Raw genomic sequence first — 3,389 nt, 5'->3', positions numbered from 1 at the left:
TTGTCGGCCCGGGGCGCCTGGGAAGTCGCTTGTCAGTTGCTCAAGCAGCACGACCATGGCGTCCGGCGGGCCGGATGCCATAGGTAAAGACGAACGTCTGGTGCTTGAACATGGGGGCAAGTATGCACCGCCTCCGGGGGCCGTCCAAGCCGGTTCGCATCCTGAGACGGGGTGGTCCTGCGGCACACGGAAAGAGCGCGGCGGCCCCCCGGTAGAATCGGGTGGCACAAGACCCCCGCCCCACCGCCGGAAGGCACCCCGTGTCATCAGCGACTCCCGCTGCCAACGCCGCCGACACCGTCCTGGTCGTCGACTTCGGCGCGCAGTACGCCCAGCTCATCGCCCGTCGTGTCCGCGAGGCGCGGGTCTACAGCGAGATCGTGCCGAGCACCATGCCGGTCCGGGAGATGCTCGCCAAGAACCCCGCGGCGATCATCCTCTCCGGCGGCCCCTCGTCGGTCTACGCGGAGGGCGCGCCCAGCCTGGACCGCGAGATCTTCGAGGCCGGCGTCCCCGTCTTCGGCATGTGCTACGGCTTCCAGCTGATGGCGCGAACCCTCGGCGGCACCGTCGACAACACCGGCGCCCGCGAGTACGGCCGCACCGACCTGCATGTCTCCAAGGTCTCCTCCACCCTCTTCGAGGGCACCCCCGCCGAGCAGCCCGTGTGGATGTCGCACGGCGACGCCTGCTCCGCCGCGCCCGAGGGCTTCTCCGTCACGGCCTCCACGGACGTCGTACCGGTCGCCGCCTTCGAGAACGACGAGAAGAAGCTCTACGGCGTCCAGTACCACCCCGAGGTGATGCACTCCACGCACGGGCAGCAGGTGCTGGAGCACTTCCTGTACCGGGGCGCGGGGCTCACGCCGAACTGGACGACCGGCAACGTCATCGAGGAGCAGGTCGCCGCGATCCGCGAGCAGGTCGGTGACCGGCGCGCCATCTGCGGCCTGTCCGGCGGCGTGGACTCCGCGGTCGCCGCGGCCCTCGTCCAGAAGGCCATCGGCTCCCAGCTGACCTGCGTGTACGTCGACCACGGCCTGATGCGCAAGGGCGAGACCGAGCAGGTCGAGAAGGACTTCGTGGCCGCGACCGGCGTGCAGCTGAAGGTCGTGGACGCGGAGGAGCGGTTCCTCGAGGCGCTGGCCGGGGTGTCCGACCCCGAGGAGAAGCGGAAGATCATCGGCCGCGAGTTCATCCGGGTCTTCGAGCAGGCCCAGGCCGAGATCATCGCCGACCAGGGCCCGGCCGTGGAGTTCCTCGTGCAGGGCACGCTCTACCCGGACGTCGTCGAGTCCGGCGGCGGCACCGGCACGGCCAACATCAAGTCCCACCACAACGTGGGAGGCCTGCCCGAGGACCTCGAGTTCCAGTTGATCGAGCCGCTGCGCAAGCTCTTCAAGGACGAGGTCCGCATGGTCGGGCAGGAGCTCGGCCTGCCGGACGAGATCGTCCAGCGCCAGCCGTTCCCCGGCCCCGGCCTCGGCATCCGGATCGTCGGCGAGGTCACCAAGGAGCGCCTGGACCTGCTGCGCGAGGCCGACGCCATCGCCCGTGAGGAGCTGACGGCGGCCGGCCTCGACCGCGACATCTGGCAGTGCCCGGTGGTCCTGCTCGCCGACGTCCGCAGCGTCGGCGTCCAGGGCGACGGCCGCACGTACGGCCACCCCATCGTGCTGCGCCCCGTCTCGTCCGAGGACGCCATGACGGCCGACTGGTCGCGGCTGCCGTACGAGGTCCTCGCCCGGATCTCCACACGGATCACCAACGAGGTGAAGGACGTCAACCGCGTCGTCCTCGACGTGACCTCGAAGCCGCCGGGCACCATCGAGTGGGAGTGATCCCGGAGCCGACTCCTAGGTGCGCTTGATCGTGCGCAGCGGAGCGCCGGGCTTCCAGATCTGGATGACGAGGTACGTCTCGTCCTCGACGTAGGTCCTCACGACCTCCGTCAGCTCGGTGCGGAAGAGGTGGAACGGCTCCGGCGGTTCCACCTCTTCGACGTATCCGGCCTTGGTCTCCGCGTCGTCGACCTCGACCGCCCGGCCGCTGATCCGGACGTCGCCGCCGCCCATGCCCGTGCCCTCCCCGGGGTTCGCCTGGAGCGCGAAGCGCGGGTCGCGGCGCAGGTCGAGGGCCTTGAGCGAGTCCGGCATCATGCCGAGCCACAGTTCGCCGTTCAGGACCCGCACCTCCAGGCCGCTGGTGCGGGGCGAACCGTCCTTGCGGAGGGTGGCGAGGATGTGGTGGGTGTAGGCGCCGAAACGCTTCTCGACGGTGCCGGCCAGATCCGGTTCGGCGGTGGCGAAAGCCGCCCAGTTCGCTGTCATGGCACGAGTGTCGCGCCGAAATCCGACATCTTCTGTCGGCTATTCGTGGGGTTGGGGAGCCAGGGGGCACACGAGTGGGCACAGGGTGCTCACAGGGGCGCTCGTGTCATCTTCACGATTCGCTTCTGTTCTTCCCGGCCTCACGGACGGTAATTTCCGCCCGTACGCAGACCCAGTGCTGGAGGACCTATGAGCGGGCCCACCCCGCCCCTGCCGCTGCCCACCGACCGGCTGCGGTTCGCCATGCCGCCGATGCACGAGTCGGTCGAGGACGAGCGCCGGCACCGCAAGGAGCGGCTCGCGGGCGCCCTGAGGATCTTCGGCCGGCTCGGCTTCGAGGACGGCGTCTCCGGGCACATCACCGCCCGCGACCCGGAATTCACCGACTGCTTCTGGGTCAACCCGTTCGGGATGCCCTTCCGGCACGTCACCGTGAGCGACCTCGTGCTCGCCAACCAGGACGGCCAGGTCGTCGAGGGCGGCTACCACGTCAACCAGGCTGCCTTCACCGTGCACGCCCAGGTCCACGCCGCCCGGCCCGACGTGGTCGCCGTCGCCCACTGTCACTCGGTGCACGGGCGGGCGCTCGCGGCCCTCGGTGAGCTGCTGGAGCCGATCACCCAGGAGAGCTGCGCCTTCTACGAGGACCACGCCCTCTACGACACGTACACGGGCGTCTCCGTCGACGCGGAGGAGGGACGGCGTATCGCGGCCGTGCTCGGCTCCCGCAAGGCGCTCGTGCTGCGCAACCACGGGCTGCTGACCGTCGGGGACTCGGTGGACGCGGCGGCCTGGTGGTTCGTGTCGATGGAGCGCTCCTGCCAGGTGCAGCTGACGGCGCAGGCGGCCGGGCGGCCGGTCCGGATCGATCACCGGATGGCCGTGGCGACACGGGAGCAGCTGGGCGGCGACCTCGTGGCGTGGATCAACTACCAGCCGATGTGGGAGGACGTCAGCCGGAGCGAGCCGGGTCTGCTGAGCTAGTGCCGCGGCAGGCAACGTTTGCCCGTTGAGGAGCGGCGTCCGGTGCGTGCTCTCGGCGTGCCGGCCGGAAGCCCT

At 70.1% G+C, this 3,389-nt stretch carries 3 protein-coding genes; 2 read left to right on the top strand and 1 reads right to left on the bottom strand.

Annotated features, from left to right (window positions below; translation table 11 throughout):
- Positions 1 to 260: 260 nt before the first annotated feature.
- Positions 261 to 1,841, top strand: coding sequence for a glutamine-hydrolyzing GMP synthase (gene guaA / locus ABZ281_RS43100; protein ID WP_356663568.1), 1,581 nt, complete (start codon positions 261 to 263; stop codon positions 1,839 to 1,841).
- 15 nt (positions 1,842 to 1,856) lie between these two features.
- On the opposite strand, the gene ABZ281_RS43095 is transcribed toward guaA, so the two are convergent.
- Complete coding sequence (locus tag ABZ281_RS43095; RefSeq protein ID WP_356663566.1) at positions 1,857 to 2,330, bottom strand: pyridoxamine 5'-phosphate oxidase family protein; 474 nt, start codon at positions 2,328 to 2,330, stop codon at positions 1,857 to 1,859.
- 189 nt (positions 2,331 to 2,519) lie between these two features.
- Between ABZ281_RS43095 and ABZ281_RS43090 the strand changes: the two genes are divergently transcribed.
- Positions 2,520 to 3,314 (top strand): class II aldolase/adducin family protein, encoded by a 795-nt coding sequence (locus tag ABZ281_RS43090; protein WP_031108514.1) that lies wholly within the window; start codon positions 2,520 to 2,522, stop codon positions 3,312 to 3,314.
- Positions 3,315 to 3,389 lie beyond the last annotated feature (75 nt).

Origin of the sequence: Streptomyces sp. NPDC006265, from assembly GCF_040613555.1 — a bacterium.
Taxonomy (GTDB): Bacteria; Actinomycetota; Actinomycetes; order Streptomycetales; family Streptomycetaceae; genus Streptomyces.
Note: the sequence above shows the minus strand (reverse complement) of the source record. Positions and strands in the feature narration are given on the sequence as shown.